The sequence below is a fragment of the Bacillus sp. ES1-5 genome (assembly GCF_022487605.1).
Classification (GTDB): Bacteria; Bacillota; Bacilli; order Bacillales; family Bacillaceae_G; genus Bacillus_A; species Bacillus_A wiedmannii.
Map to the genome: position 1 here is coordinate 14,825 of NZ_JAKVPU010000010.1, position 13,845 is coordinate 28,669.

General features: G+C 36.5%; 12 protein-coding genes and 1 riboswitch. Of the genes, 9 read left to right on the plus strand and 3 right to left on the minus strand.

The genetic code is table 11. The features are described from left to right. Nucleotides 1-10: 10 nt before the first annotated feature. A complete protein-coding gene (locus tag MKO96_RS24090; RefSeq protein ID WP_000660682.1) occupies nucleotides 11-856 on the minus strand; it encodes an SPFH domain-containing protein in 846 nt (281 codons plus the stop codon). Between the two features lie 219 nt (nucleotides 857-1,075). Further along, nucleotides 1,076-1,453 (minus strand): YgaP family membrane protein, encoded by a 378-nt coding sequence (locus tag MKO96_RS24095; RefSeq protein ID WP_240588911.1) that lies wholly within the window; start codon nucleotides 1,451-1,453, stop codon nucleotides 1,076-1,078. 338 nt (nucleotides 1,454-1,791) lie between these two features. Between MKO96_RS24095 and pcrB the strand changes: the two genes are divergently transcribed. From pcrB to MKO96_RS24130, 7 genes are all read left to right on the plus strand, one after another. Next, nucleotides 1,792-2,481: a heptaprenylglyceryl phosphate synthase gene (gene pcrB, locus MKO96_RS24100; protein ID WP_098275624.1), complete on the plus strand. Its 690-nt coding sequence runs from the start codon at nucleotides 1,792-1,794 to the stop codon at nucleotides 2,479-2,481. Nucleotides 2,482-2,493: 12 nt separating this feature from the next. Further along, nucleotides 2,494-4,743 (plus strand): DNA helicase PcrA, encoded by a 2,250-nt coding sequence (pcrA, locus tag MKO96_RS24105; RefSeq protein ID WP_140386645.1) that lies wholly within the window; start codon nucleotides 2,494-2,496, stop codon nucleotides 4,741-4,743. Nucleotides 4,744-4,758: 15 nt separating this feature from the next. Next, nucleotides 4,759-6,768, plus strand: coding sequence for an NAD-dependent DNA ligase LigA (gene ligA / locus MKO96_RS24110; RefSeq protein ID WP_240588912.1), 2,010 nt, complete (start codon nucleotides 4,759-4,761; stop codon nucleotides 6,766-6,768). A 16-nt stretch (nucleotides 6,769-6,784) separates the two neighbouring features. Continuing rightward, on the plus strand, nucleotides 6,785-7,978 hold the full coding sequence (locus MKO96_RS24115) for a CamS family sex pheromone protein (protein WP_240588913.1): 1,194 nt from the start codon (nucleotides 6,785-6,787) through the stop codon (nucleotides 7,976-7,978). A 96-nt stretch (nucleotides 7,979-8,074) separates the two neighbouring features. After that, nucleotides 8,075-8,845, plus strand: a complete 771-nt coding sequence (locus MKO96_RS24120; protein WP_076541972.1) for a TSUP family transporter — start codon at nucleotides 8,075-8,077, stop codon at nucleotides 8,843-8,845. 153 nt (nucleotides 8,846-8,998) lie between these two features. Beyond that, on the plus strand, nucleotides 8,999-10,546 hold the full coding sequence (pruA, locus tag MKO96_RS24125; RefSeq protein ID WP_000259557.1) for an L-glutamate gamma-semialdehyde dehydrogenase: 1,548 nt from the start codon (nucleotides 8,999-9,001) through the stop codon (nucleotides 10,544-10,546). A 187-nt stretch (nucleotides 10,547-10,733) separates the two neighbouring features. Further along, nucleotides 10,734-10,871 (plus strand): hypothetical protein, encoded by a 138-nt coding sequence (locus MKO96_RS24130; protein ID WP_000521651.1) that lies wholly within the window; start codon nucleotides 10,734-10,736, stop codon nucleotides 10,869-10,871. A 244-nt stretch (nucleotides 10,872-11,115) separates the two neighbouring features. Here MKO96_RS24130 and MKO96_RS24135 read toward each other — a convergent pair whose 3' ends face one another. After that, the gene (locus tag MKO96_RS24135; RefSeq protein ID WP_002108858.1) at nucleotides 11,116-11,679 is read right to left on the minus strand and encodes a cysteine hydrolase family protein; all 564 of its coding nucleotides are present in this window, start codon (nucleotides 11,677-11,679) and stop codon (nucleotides 11,116-11,118) included. A gap of 240 nt (nucleotides 11,680-11,919) precedes the next feature. After that, nucleotides 11,920-12,026: riboswitch (SAM riboswitch) on the plus strand. Between the two features lie 123 nt (nucleotides 12,027-12,149). On the opposite strand from MKO96_RS24135, the gene MKO96_RS24140 reads away from it, so the two are divergent. Both MKO96_RS24140 and MKO96_RS24145 read left to right on the plus strand, forming a co-directional pair. Then, nucleotides 12,150-13,169 carry a methionine ABC transporter ATP-binding protein gene (locus MKO96_RS24140; RefSeq protein ID WP_046953719.1) on the plus strand — a complete coding sequence of 340 codons (1,020 nt, stop codon included), beginning with the start codon at nucleotides 12,150-12,152 and terminating at the stop codon, nucleotides 13,167-13,169. After that, nucleotides 13,159-13,824, plus strand: coding sequence for a methionine ABC transporter permease (locus tag MKO96_RS24145; RefSeq protein ID WP_001261881.1), 666 nt, complete (start codon nucleotides 13,159-13,161; stop codon nucleotides 13,822-13,824). Before MKO96_RS24140 ends, MKO96_RS24145 begins: the two co-directional genes overlap by 11 nt. Nucleotides 13,825-13,845 lie beyond the last annotated feature (21 nt).

Genomic DNA, 13,845 nt, shown 5'->3' on the forward strand with positions numbered 1-13,845 from the left:
TTACAACCCTTTAGTATAGGCTTCCTGTATTAATAACTGGTTGCGCACCTTTATCTGAAACGATGGCAACTAATAAGTTGTTCACCATATTTGCTTTACGCTCGTCATCTAATTCAAGTACGCCTTCCTCATCTAACATATGGATTGAATCTTTCGCCATCTTCACAGCACCTTCAACAATCTCTTTTCTAGCAGCTAATACTGCTTTTGCTTGTTGACGTTGTAACATTGCATGGGCAATTTCTGTTGCGTAAGCTAAATGTGTTAAACGAGTTTCTAATACTTCTACGCCAGCGATTTCAAGGCGCGCTTCTAACTCACGTTTTAATTCTTCAGAGATTTCTTCAGTATTTCCGCGTAACGTGATGCAAGTTTCATCTTGGAAATTGTCATAAGGATATTTTGTTGCGACGTGGCGGATTGCTGTTTCACTTTGAATTTCTACAAATCGATCGTAATGTTCAACACCGAACATTGCTTTTGCAGAATCAACTACTTTATATACGATAACGGCTGCAATTTCAATTGGATTTCCCTCAATATCGTTTACTTTTAACTTCTTACTATTAAAGTTTTCAACACGTAACGATACAGTTTGACGGAATGCGAATGGAATTGTTAAAAATAAACCGTTTTGACGAATTGTTCCTAAATAATTACCGAAAAACGTAATGACTTTCGCTTGGTTTGGTTGAACAATACCAATACCTGTAGCAAGAACTGCGGCTAAAATAATAGTTAATGCCGCTCCTATGAAAATCTCTTGTACAAGGAAAAATACACCGATAGCGGCTAAAATTAAAATCCCAATAATACCGAGAAAACCATTTACATAAAAAACTTGTTTTTCTTTCATACGATCGCCTCCTGATATAAAAATGATATCACTTTTATATCATTTTATGCAAGGGATTTACACCTAATTTTCTGAAATTATTGATTAGGTATCTCTTATGTATATTTTGAGGTCCGAAACGAGAATGTACGTTCTGTTTTGTGGTAAAATAAAGAAGACTTAACCGCCCACTGCAGCAGCTAAGTCCCTTTGAGAGCATCTTGCATCGTGACAAATGATTCAAAGCGGTTTTGCCAGGATTATATCTTCAATCGCTGACTCAATCTCTTTGTCAGAAGCGTCAAAACTTCCATTTGACCGTTGTTTGTCGTGATTGGAAGTTTGATTCACTTCTTCTTTAGCATGTCCCTTTTCAGTAAAATTCATGCTAGGCATTTTAAATGCCCCCATATTCATGTATTTTCCGAATTTCCACATTTCAACAACAGGGCAGAAACGAACAATTCCCTCTGCGATTTTCATTGCACCAATCCATAGCAAGACGTTAGACCAAGTGCACCACGGCTTGCGTACAAGTTTAGCGCTACTACAGCCGAAGAGGATAAGTCCGAGTGTAATTCGAATTAGGGCATTTATTGTACCGATGTTTTGCTTCATTAGAAAAACACTCCTTTTTATAAAAGTTGAAATAGATAATACTATTTCTCTTATTAGTATCCCTTGTGATTTTTGGGATATGTAATCCAACATTTGACGTTGAAAAAGATGTTGGAATGTGCGTGTGTGTAAGTAGCTTTTTTTGTTATAATGAAAGAATGCACAAAAGGAAGTTCAAAATTAAATCCTCTCGTTTGAAAAACTATGGAAGAGGGAATTCCAAACTTAATTCTCCGTTTTAAACAAATATTTAAGATGAAGTTAAAAAAATCCTGATGAAAATAAACTGTTATTTTGACCAGAAATATATATAACTAGAGAAAAGAAAGGGTGTTTTCATGTACGATATTTCCGGGTGGAAACATGTATTTAAGCTTGATCCGAATAAGGAGTTAAGTGACGAACATTTAGAAATGATTTGTGAGTCTGGAACAGATGCTGTTATTGTAGGCGGAAGTGATGGAGTGACAATTGATAATGTACTACACATGCTAGTTAGCATTCGTAGATATGCGGTTCCTTGTGTGTTAGAGGTTTCTGATGTGGAAGCAATTACACCAGGATTTGATTTTTATTATATCCCAAGCGTTTTAAATAGCCGAAAAGTAGAATGGGTAACAGGCGTTCATCATGAGGCTTTGAAAGAATTTGGGGATATTATGGATTGGGACGAAATTTTCATGGAAGGGTATTGTGTTTTAAATCCTGAAGCGAAAGTAGCCCAGCTTACAGATGCGAAATGTGATGTAACAGAAGATGATGTGATTGCATACGCACGTTTAGCAGACAAGCTATTACGTTTACCGATATTTTACTTAGAATATAGCGGTACGTATGGAGACAGTGAACTTGTTAAAAATGTAAAAGCAGAATTAAAACAAGCGAAGTTATATTATGGCGGCGGTATTTCTACTGCTGAACAAGCGAAGGAAATGGCACAATACGCTGATACAGTAGTTGTTGGAAATATTATTTATGATGATATAAAAGCAGCGTTAAAAACAGTTAAAGCAGTAAAAGGAGAGTAGGTGCAGGCGTATATGAGTAAGACAGATAGGTTATTAAATGGTTTAAATCCGCAGCAACAAAAAGCAGTACAAACAACGAACGGACCACTTCTATTAATGGCAGGTGCAGGTAGTGGTAAAACACGTGTGTTAACACATCGTATTGCATTTTTACTTGGTGAAAAAGGTGTAGCGCCATGGAATGTACTAGCTATTACCTTTACAAATAAAGCGGCTCGTGAAATGCGCGAGCGTATTGATACACTTGTCGGACCAGAAGCAGAAGATATTTGGATTTCTACGTTCCACTCTATGTGTGTACGTATTTTACGACGTGATATCGATCGTATTGGTATTAATCGTAACTTTACAATCTTAGATTCAGGCGATCAGTTAACTGTAGTCAAAAAAATTATGAAAGAGCGCAATATTGATCCGAAGAAATTTGAGCCGCGCTCTATTTTAGCTGGTATTAGTAATGCGAAAAATGAATTGTTATCTGCAGATAAATATGCGAAAAAAATTACAATCGCTGATCCATATGAAAAATTAACGAGCGATGTATACACAGAATATCAAAAACGTCTTCTGAAAAATAACTCATTAGACTTTGATGATTTAATTATGACAACGATTCAGCTATTTGAACGTGTTCCAGAAGTACTAGAGTTTTATCAGCGTAAGTTCCAATATATTCACGTGGATGAGTATCAAGATACGAACAAAGCGCAGTACCTTCTTGTAAAACATTTAGCAGCACGTTTTAAAAATTTATGCGTTGTAGGTGACTCAGATCAGTCTATTTACCGCTGGCGTGGTGCGGACATTTCTAACATTTTGTCATTCGAAAAAGACTATGAGAATGCGCAAGTTATTCTGTTAGAACAAAACTATCGTTCGTCACAAAATATTTTAAATGCAGCGAATGCTGTTATTGAAAAAAATTCAAACCGTAAACCGAAAAAACTATGGACAGACAATCAAGTTGGAAGCAAAATCTCATATTACCGTGCTGCGACGGAAAAAGACGAAGCATATTTTGTTGCGAAAAAAATTCGTGACGATATTCAAATGGGAAAACGAAAATATACTGATTTTGCAGTGTTATATCGTACAAATGCGCAGTCTCGTATGGTCGAGGAGATTTTCCTGAAATCTAATATTCCTTACAAAATTGTCGGCGGTACGAAGTTCTACGATCGTAAAGAGATTAAAGATATTTTGGCGTATTTACGTTTAATTGGGAATCCAGATGATGAGATTAGTTTCGCACGTATTATTAACATGCCAAAGCGTGGAATTGGTGCGACTTCTATCGATAAAATTATTAATTACGGTGTACAAAATGGAATTTCATTAACTGCTGTATTCGATGAGATTGAGCATGTTGGAGTAAGTGCAAAAATTACAAAGGCAGTAAAAGAATTCGCTGGTTTATTACACAACTGGGTAAATATGCAAGAGTATTTATCTGTTACAGAATTGGTAGAAGAAGTTATTGAAAAAACAGGCTATCGCGATATGTTGAAAAACGAGCGTACTTTAGAAGCAGAAGGTCGTTTAGAGAACTTAGATGAGTTTTTATCTGTTACGCAAACATTTGAATCTCAAAGTGAAGATAAGAGCCTTGTTGCATTCTTAACAGACTTAGCGCTTGTTGCTGATATTGATCGTGTCGATGAAGATCCAACTGCTGGTGAGGAAGTTATTTTAATGACGATGCACTCAGCGAAAGGATTAGAGTTCCCAGTTGTCTTTATTGTTGGGTTAGAGGAAGGAATATTCCCGCATACTCGTTCTCTAATGGAAGAAGATGAAATGCAAGAAGAGCGTCGCCTTGCTTATGTAGGTATTACTCGTGCAGAAGAAGAGTTATATTTATCTAATGCACAAATGCGTACTTTATTTGGTAGAACAAGTATGAACGCTGCCTCTCGATTTATTACAGAAATCCCGGCAGAGCTAGTAGAATCGTTAAATGAAACAGCGCCAAAGCGTGAAACTTCGTTTGGTGCAAAAGGCAGAACAACAAGTACAAGTAAAATGACAACTACAACCACAACACGCTCTCGTTCAGCTTTCGCGCGTCCTGCAGCTAAGACGACAGGCGGCGAGCAAATTGGCTGGGCAGTAGGTGATAAAGCTTCCCACCAAAAATGGGGAGTCGGTACAGTTGTCAGTGTAAAAGGTGAAGGTGATGCAAAAGAATTAGATATTGCGTTCCCAAGCCCAATTGGTGTTAAACGTTTGTTAGCAAAATTTGCACCTGTGACGAAACAATAGGAAAGGAATGAGGATATGTCAAAAGAGATAGCAAAACAACGTATAGAAGAACTGCGTGATTTGTTAAATACATTTAACTATCAGTATCACGTATTAGACAATCCTTCTGTTTCTGATGCGGAGTATGACCGTAATATGCAGGAGCTTATAAAATTAGAAGCAGAGAATCCAGAGTTTATGAGTGAAGACTCCCCCTCCATTCGCGTTGGGGGAACTGTTCTTGATATATTTGAAAAAGTAACACATAAATCACCGATGTTAAGTTTAGGAAATGCATTTAACGAAGGAGATTTACGTGATTTCGACCGACGAGTATGCCAAGGAATTGATGATGGGAATGTAAGATATATATGCGAATTAAAAATTGACGGACTTGCTGTTTCACTTCATTATGAAAAAGGACGCTTCATTCAAGGGGCAACACGTGGTGATGGTGTAACAGGTGAAGATATTACCCAAAATTTAAAAACGATTAAAGCGATCCCGCTCCGTTTAAATGAAGAAGTAACGTTAGAAGCACGAGGCGAAGCTTATATGCCGAAGCGTTCATTCGTTAAATTAAATGAAGAAAAAGAACAAAATGGTGAAGATGTATTTGCGAATCCGCGTAATGCGGCAGCAGGTTCAATACGCCAACTTGATCCAAAAATTGCAGCGAAGCGTAACTTATCTATGTTTGTGTACGGTCTTGCGAATGTAGAAGAAAAAACAATTCCATCACATAGTGAATCGCTTGATTTCTTAGGTGAACTTGGATTCAAAACAAATCCAAATCGTCGTACATGTGAAACAATCGAAGAAGTTATAGCTTATGTAGAAGAATGGCAAGAAAAACGTCCGCATCTTGATTATGAGATCGATGGAATCGTTATAAAAGTAGATGATGTTGCTCTTCAAGAAAGTTTAGGAACTACAGCAAAGAGTCCAAGATGGGCGATTGCTTATAAATTCCCGGCTGAAGAAGTTGTAACAAGATTAACAGGTATTGAATTAAGTGTTGGTCGCACAGGAGTTGTAACACCGACAGCAGAGCTAGAGCCAGTGCGAGTGGCTGGTACTATCGTTCGTCGTGCTTCTTTACATAACGAAGATTTAATTCGTGAAAAGGACATTCGAATTGGTGACTATGTTGTAGTGAAGAAGGCTGGAGATATTATTCCTGAAGTTGTGAACGTTATTTTCGATAAGCGTACTGGTGAGGAAGAAGAATATCATATGCCAACGCATTGCCCAGCATGTGAGAGTGAACTAGTTCGTTTAGAAGAAGAAGTAGCACTTCGTTGTATAAATCCAACTTGTCCAGCTCAAATTCGAGAAGGGTTAATTCATTTCGTTTCAAGAAATGCAATGAATATTGATGGACTTGGAGAACGTGTCATTACACAACTCTTTGATGCGGATTATATTCGTACATTTGCTGATTTATATTCGTTGACGAAAGAGCAATTATTGCAGCTAGAACGATTCGGTGAAAAATCAGCAACCAATTTAGTGCAAGCAATTGAGAATTCTAAAGAAAACTCATTAGAGCGATTATTATTTGGCCTTGGCATTCGCCATGTCGGAGCAAAAGCAGCACGTACATTTGCAGAGCATTTCGAAACGATGGATGCGCTTGTGAAAGCAACGGAAGAAGAACTCAAAGCAATTAATGAGATTGGTGAAAAAATGGCTCAATCCGTCGTGACGTATTTTGATAATGAAGACGTATTAGAGTTATTACAACAATTTAAAGAGTATGGCGTGAATATGGCATACAAAGGTATAAAAATTGCTGATTTACAAAATGTTGAGTCGTACTTCGCAGGAAAAACTGTCGTTTTAACAGGTAAATTAGAAGTTATGGGGCGTAGTGAAGCGAAGAAGAAGATTGAGGCATTAGGTGGAAAAGTAACAGGAAGTGTTAGTAAAAGTACGGATTTAGTTGTTGCAGGTGAAGCGGCAGGTTCGAAATTAGCACAAGCAGAGAAGCATAATGTTGAGGTTTGGAATGAAGAGAGGTTCTTACAAGAGCTAAATAAGTAAGAGGTGCAAACTTACCATGAAAAAAATAGCATTAGCGGTATTAAGCCTTGGCCTACTCGTAAGTGGGTGTAGTGCCGGTGCCGATAAAGATGAAAAAGTGGTTGAGAAATCAGGGAAAGCAAAAGAGCAAGCAATCGTTCCGAAGTACTCTATTTCGGATGAATATTATAAGACGACTATTCCATTTGACGCAGGAGCAGCACGTGGTTTAGTTGTGCAAGGAGTAAATAATCGTCTTGATATAGATGAATTTGAAACAGGATTAATGCGTATTGCGAAAGAATCCTATAGTACGAAAGATCATTTCTTTAAAGGTGGAAAAACTCTAAAAACTCAAATTGTGCAGATGCTTGTTAAAAGAAAGCGTACAGATGCTGAACAAAAGGAACTAGAGGACAAATTAAAAAAAGATGCAGTTAATTTTCCAAACATAGGGTTAAACCCAGCGTTAGGTGAAGGATCTGAACCGTTAGAGGAAAAAAACAAGAAAAATCCAATATATATTTCGAATATTTTAGAGCATGATTATTATGTGAAAAAAGGCGAAACAGATGAGCGCCAAGGCATTGTAGTTGGTTTAGCGATGAATTCGGTTCATTATTACGAGGAAGAGCATGGTTATCCGCGTGAGGCTAAAATTGAACAAGAAAAAATGTTAGCTGAAGGGAAAAAAATGGCGCAAGAAATCATAAAAGTTATGCATAAAGAAGATCCTGAAACAAAAAATCTTCCGATAACATTTGCGATTTATCGTCAGGCTCCGAAGTCTTCGCTCGTACCAGGTAACTTTGTTTCTTATGCGAATGTAGAAAAAGGTAGTGAAACGGTTGAGGATTGGAAACAAGTTAATGAGAAATATTATTTGTTCCCATCTGAACAAGCGAAAACAGATAATAAACGTGAAGATCTGGCGAGAGTATCGAACTTTAAATCAAAACTAAGCGATTATTTCCAAGGCGACTATACAGCTGTTATCGGTACTGGTATGTATAGAGATGATGAATTAAGAGAAATAAAGCTTGATATTCCTGTCCAGTTTAATGGGAAAGCGGAAATAATTGGTTTTACACAATATGTAGCCGGGCTTGTTATGGAATACTTCCCGAATTATATGAAAGTACAAGTAACGATTAAATCTGTAGAACGCCCAGAAGCGATTATTATACGTGAAGCGAAGCAAGATGAACCGTTTGTGAAAATTTTAGATTAAATAGGAGGGCCGTTCCTTTATGGAACGGCTTTTTTTCTTGAATAATTTTGTTATAATTTAAAATGTTATAAATAATGGGGGTAAGGGGTAAAGCACATGGACGAATTAAGTTTTCAAGTCATTATTTTATTAATTGCATTCGGCTTTTTAGCAGCTTTTATTGATTCAGTTGTTGGCGGTGGAGGATTAATTTCGCTTCCGGCACTTATGTTTGTTGGTTTACCACCAGCTTCGGCAATTGCAACGAATAAATTAGCTGCAACGATGGGGACGTTTACGAGTGCAATTTATTTTATTCGATCGGGAAAGGTCGATTTTAAAATTGTAGGAAAGTTAATCCCGTTAACTGTTATAGGAGCAGTGGCAGGTGCTTTAGTAGTAAAGTTTATTCCGCCGGATATTTTACGTCCGTTAATACTTGTGATGTTGGTGTTTATTGCCATTTATATTATTGCGAAAAAGGATTGGGGAAGTGTATCTACCTATAAGAAGATGACGAAAAGAAAAACATTAATATTTTTCTTCGTTATTTTAATGATAGGGTTTTACGATGGTTTTTTTGGACCAGGGACAGGATCCTTCTTAATTTTTGCATTTTTATTAATTGGTTTGGATTTTATTCAAGCGGCAGCATCTGGAAAACTTTTGAATTTTGTTAGTAATATCGTATCTTTAATTACTTTTTTATTTTTAGACGTAATTCATTTTGAATACGGTATTATTATGGGATTGTCGATGATTTTTGGCGCTTATTTTGGATCGAAGTTTGCAGTTCAAAAAGGTGTTGGATATGTAAGAACTTTATTTTTGTTAGTAACTATTTTATTGATTGGAAAAAACATTTTGGAATATACTCATATTTTGTAGAGTTATACGTATGTATAACTCTATTTTTTTATTATATTTTAAAAATTAATTAATTTTTAAAATATAAGTCTAGGAATATTTGAATAAATCTAAATTATCGTGTAGAATAATGTTGTAAAATGTAAACGTTTTTCTAAGGGGAGGCTAAAAAGAATGGTAGTAGCATACAAACATGAGCCATTTACAGATTTTTCAGTGGAGGCTAACAAATTAGCGTTTGAAGAAGGTTTAAAGAAAGTAGAATCTTATCTTGGACAAGACTATCCATTAATTATTGGGGGAGAAAAAATCACTACAGAAGACAAAATTGTTTCTGTAAACCCTGCAAATAAAGAGGAACTTGTTGGTCGCGTTTCAAAAGCAAGCCGTGAGTTAGCTGAAAAAGCAATGCAAGTAGCGGATGAAACATTCCAAACTTGGAGAAAATCAAAGCCAGAAATGCGTGCAGACATTTTATTCCGCGCTGCAGCAATCGTTCGTCGCAGAAAACATGAATTCTCTGCTATTCTTGTAAAAGAAGCAGGTAAACCATGGAATGAGGCAGATGCTGATACAGCAGAAGCAATCGACTTTATGGAATATTATGGTCGTCAAATGTTAAAATTAAAAGACGGTATTCCAGTAGAAAGCCGTCCAATTGAATATAATCGTTTCTCTTACATTCCATTAGGAGTAGGTGTTATCATTTCTCCTTGGAACTTCCCATTCGCAATTATGGCAGGTATGACAACAGCTGCTTTAGTTTCTGGTAACACAGTATTACTAAAACCAGCTAGTACAACTCCTGTAGTAGCAGCGAAATTCATGGAAGTATTAGAAGAAGCTGGCTTACCAGCTGGCGTAGTAAACTTCGTTCCAGGTAATGGTTCTGAAGTTGGTGACTACTTAGTAGATCACCCTCGTACACGTTTCGTGAGCTTCACTGGATCTCGTGATGTAGGTATCCGTATTTATGAGCGCGCAGCGAAAGTAAACCCAGGCCAAATTTGGTTAAAACGCGTTATCGCTGAAATGGGTGGTAAAGATACAATCGTTGTTGATAAAGAAGCAGATCTTGAATTAGCAGCTAAATCTATCGTTGCATCAGCATTCGGATTCTCAGGACAAAAATGTTCTGCATGTTCTCGTGCAGTAATCCATGAAGATGTATACGATCACGTATTAAATCGTGCTGTTGAATTAACGAAAGAATTAACAGTTGCTAACCCAGCTGTATTAGGTACAAACATGGGTCCTGTTAATGACCAAGCTGCATTCGATAAAGTAATGAGCTATGTTGCAATTGGTAAAGAAGAAGGTAGAATCTTAACAGGTGGCGAGGGAGACGATTCTAAAGGCTGGTTCATCCAACCAACAATCGTTGCTGACGTTGCAGAAGATGCTCGCTTAATGAAAGAAGAAATCTTCGGACCAGTAGTAGCATTCTGTAAAGCAAAAGACTTTGATCATGCACTTGCAATTGCAAACAATACAGAATACGGTTTAACAGGTGCTGTTGTTACTAACAACCGTGACCATATTGAAAAAGCACGTGAAGAATTCCACGTGGGTAACTTATACTTCAACCGTGGATGTACTGGTGCAATCGTAGGTTACCAACCATTCGGTGGCTTTAACATGTCTGGTACAGACTCTAAAGCTGGTGGCCCTGACTACTTAGCACTTCACATGCAAGCAAAAACTACTTCTGAAACTTTATAAGAAATAGTAGAAGAGATTTTCGCAGTCTGCGAAAATCTCTTCTTTTTTTTGAAAAAGTTTCTATATTTGGATCAAGATAGATATGAGTAGAAAAACTAATAAAGTAATAAGGTTTACTTCAGTAAATAAGGTATACTATATTTGTTGAATAGATTCTCTTTAAAGACAAGAAAAGTAGGTGAACAAAGTGGGAAAATATCAATTGGATTACAAAAGTCAGGTAGCCGTGGCAAAGTTTCATGAAAAGCAGACGCCTGCCAAATTTGATAAAAAGCAGCAAATTGAAAAATTGCGTGCGGAGTATTTGAAAAAGAAGCAAAAATAAACAGATAAATAATATGTTACGTTTTTGATAGGAGAAACCAGTTCTAAGTACCATATATTACTATTCGGTACTTAGAACTAGCTAAACCCTATTAATATCGGGATAAACATGTAAATAGAAACAAAACAACGAGAAAAGTTGACTTATTAGTCATATTTTTTAGTATTCATTTTAAGGATTTCCTGTATAATACAATTTGAAAGAAAATCTATGGTTTGACAAGAAACACTCTTTTCGGTTTTGCTCACTGAAGGGAGTGTTTTTTTGTAGCCAAAAACTCCTCTGTACTCATTACAGTTGCATATACTCCATTTAAACTAGCCAAAATTGTGTTATGAATATAAACGGCCGGTATAGTAGCATTCTTAAAAGAAAGATCTTTTGTAGCACAAGCATCATGTATAACGGTACATGGAAAGCCGAAATCAAAAGCAGCCCTTACGGTAGCATCAATACACATATGAGTCATCATCCCGCATATGATGACGTGCTCAATGTTTAAACGTTGTAATTGTTCTAGAAGATCAGTTTCGCGAAAACTATTTGGATAATGTTTGAGTATAACGGTTTCTTCTCTAAGTGGACGTACGCTTTCATGAATATGTACACCTTCTGTATTGGGTAGGAAAAAAGTAGCGTCATCTTTTATTGCTACATGTTGGATATGAAAAATAGGTTCGTTTTTCGTTCTAAAGAGTTGTAGCAGCTGACTAGCATATTGGCTTGCTTCTACTGGATTACGCAATTCCATCTTTCCATGTGGAAAATAATCATTTTGAATATCAACGAGTAAAAGAGCTGTTTTCATATATTTATCTTCCTCCGATTTCATATTCAAATAATGGTATTCAATTTATAGAAAGGATTCTCCTTTTAAAAAATATGAAGGAGGAGAATTTAACATAACTTTAAAAATCATTATTGTATGTGATTTTTTATTTGAAAATTTTAATAGAGGAATAATTAATATTTTTCTAAAAAATGTATTGACTCTTATTATTCTGAGTTCTATAATGAGAATTAATTAAACGACAATTAAATCGATACATTCTTATCCAGAGAGGTGGAGGGACTGGCCCTACGATACCTCAGCAACGGGTTTTTTAATACCGTGCTAACTCCAGCAAGCCTTATAAAAGGCTTGGAAGATGAGGAGATGTGAACGAGTACATATAAGTGCTCTCCTTCTTATCTTTACGGTTGATAAGAAGGAGAGCACTTTTTATTTTACCTCAAAAGCTCTACTTCAAGTTTTTACAGCATATAGGAGGGAAGAAAATGATTTCTTTTAACAACGTAAGTAAAGTATATGAATCAGGTGGGCAATCTGTTCATGCGGTGGAGGATGTAACATTATCAGTTGAGAAGGGCGAAATTTTCGGTATCATCGGTTTTAGTGGTGCTGGAAAGAGTACGTTATTACGCCTAGTAAATATGTTAGAGAGACCAACGGCAGGAACGATTTCAATAGATGATAAAGATATTACATCTTTATCGACGAAAGAATTACGGAAGCTAAGACAAAGAATCGGGATGATTTTTCAAAGTTTTAATTTATTTAATTCAAGAACAGTGTTTGGGAATATTGCTTATCCATTAAGGTTAGCGAAAGTACCAAAGAATGAGATAAAAGAAAGAGTAAACGAACTGCTGAAATTTGTAGGATTAGAAGATAAAGCAAACTATTATCCAGAGCAACTATCAGGCGGTCAAAAACAACGTGTTGGCATTGCTAGAGCACTTGCAACATCGCCAGACATTCTTATATGTGATGAGGCAACATCAGCTTTAGATCCAGAAACAACGACAGAAATTTTGAACTTATTAAAGAAAGTAAATCGAGAATACAATGTAACAATTCTTCTTATTACACATGAAATGCATGTTGTGAAAGAAATTTGTCACCGTGTAGCTGTAATGGAGAAGGGAAAGGTTATTGAAGAAGGAAAACTATTTGACGTTTTCACACAACCAAAAACAAAGACAACTCAAAATTTTGTACGCTCCATTATTAATGATCATTTACCGGAAAGTGTTCTAGGGAAAATTCAAAATGGTGGACAGATTTATCGCTTAACATTTACTGGTGAAGAGACAGGGCAGCCAGTACTATCATATATCGCGAAAAACTATAACGTCGATGTAAACGTACTGTACGGAAATATTATTGAACTTCAAAATGTGTTATTTGGAAATCTACTTGTAGAACTGCAAGGTGAGCAGAAAGAAATTCAAAAAGCATTACAACATCTAAGACTGCAAGTGCAGCTGAAGGAGGTAGAAGCTCATGCGAGTTGATTGGAGTATATTTTGGCCCCGCATAGTAGATGCGACGGGGGATACCCTCTTAATGGTAATTGTAACCCTTATATTTGCTACAATTCTTGGTATACCTCTAGGTTTACTGTTATATGTAACGAGAAAAGGAAACTTTTTAGAAAATAAATGGGTCTTTTCTATTCTTAATATCATTATTAATACAATTCGTCCGGTTCCATTCATCATCTTCTTAGTAGCTTTAAGCCCACTAACAAGAAGTGTTATCGGAACGACGATTGGAACAGCGGCAGCGATTTTCCCAATGACGTTAGTTGCATCAATCGGTATTGCTAGAATGGTTGAAACAAATCTTGTTTCAGTTCCAAAGGGAGTCATTGAAGCAGCTCAAGCGATGGGTGCTTCACCAATTAGAATTGTTTTTGAAATTCTTGTGCCAGAAGCGTTAGCGCCATTGATTTTAGGTGTTACGTTTATGACAGTTGGTTTAATTGAATTTTCTGCAGTTGCTGGGCTTGTCGGTGGTGGCGGTCTTGGTGACTTAGCGATGACATATGGTTATCAACGTTTTGATACATCAGTTATGTTCGTAACGGTCGTTTTACTTATTATTCTCGTACAGGTAGCTCAAAATTTAGGAAACTACTTTGCGAAAGTCTTTTTACGCAGATCATAAAAAGGAAGAGGGGAAAAGAAA